Annotated in this window: 3 protein-coding genes; all 3 read right to left on the bottom strand. The window is 44.8% G+C overall.

Annotation, left to right across the window (positions count from 1 at the left end):
* Positions 1-248: flagellar cap protein FliD N-terminal domain-containing protein (locus tag ACP45E_RS19385; protein WP_277815730.1), on the bottom strand; the 248-nt coding region annotated here is incomplete at its 3' end.
* 22 nt (positions 249-270) lie between these two features.
* Entirely contained in the window at positions 271-699 is a 429-nt protein-coding gene (gene flaG, locus ACP45E_RS19380; RefSeq protein ID WP_017038393.1) for a flagellar protein FlaG, read from the bottom strand.
* 78 nt (positions 700-777) lie between these two features.
* On the bottom strand, positions 778-1004 hold a 227-nt coding region (locus tag ACP45E_RS19375), incomplete at its 5' end, for a flagellin (RefSeq protein ID WP_277815729.1).

Genomic DNA, 1004 nt, shown 5'->3' with positions numbered 1-1004 from the left:
ACGACCCCCTCATTTGAGGTGCCGACGGTTCTGGCTGCAAACGCTTTCTCTTGCCGAAAGCTGGCCATGAGATTTTTCATCGTATCCAGCGACTCTTTGAGTCGACCATAGGCGCTAATACTCGCATCAATATTAGTCCGCTCATTGTCAATACGTTGCTGTTTAGGCATACGCTCTGCATTGACAATTTTGCTGACCATAGAATTGATATCCATGCCAGTATTCATCCCCATAGGGCCTAAACTCATTAAATCACCTCAAAAAACACGATTATACCTTATCAATAACCAGCCCAGATGAATAACGGGCTGCCTGATCTCTAAGACGTCCTAACACCTCTAACATCTCCTCTTCCGGTATCTGGCGGATAATATCACCAGTACTGGCCTCATAGATGGTAACAACATCCCTTCCTGATTGCTCATCAACACGGAAGGATAAACCGGTATTAATAGAAGAAATGAAATCATTCATCTGCTCTACCATCGCCTCTCGCTCTTGTTTGTTCAGCTGTTCGCGCTGTTTAACCAGCTCAATTGTCGCCTCAACAGACTTTACGTGATTTTGGTTTACTTGTGATGCTGAATTACTCTCCTTTCGGTAGGAAACATTGGGTGCACCATTGTTTTCTGAAGCAAGTTTAATGCCACCATTTGAGCCGTAAGGCTGGATGATCGATGCATTGGATGATATGTCCATAACAGTCTCCCTTCCACCTTATAGGTCAGTAACGCTAAACGCTACTTTTCCCAATAAGCTCCTGACGAAACCTACCGATCAACCTAACAAGCTAAGCGCTGCAGATGGTGACTGCTTTGCTTGAGCTAGCACTGACGTACTCGCTTGTTGCAGTATTTGCGATTTCGTCATTTGCGTTGTTTCCTTAGCATAATCGGTATCTTGAATACGACTACGAGATTGGTTTACGTTCTCGTTGATGTTGTCCAAGTTACTGATCGCATGCCCAAATCGATTTTGGAACGCACCCAATGATGCCCGCTGAC

This window comes from Vibrio genomosp. F10 str. 9ZD137, from assembly GCF_049974785.1.
Taxonomy (GTDB): Bacteria; Pseudomonadota; Gammaproteobacteria; order Enterobacterales; family Vibrionaceae; genus Vibrio.
This window is presented reverse-complemented; position numbering and strand designations above follow the sequence as displayed.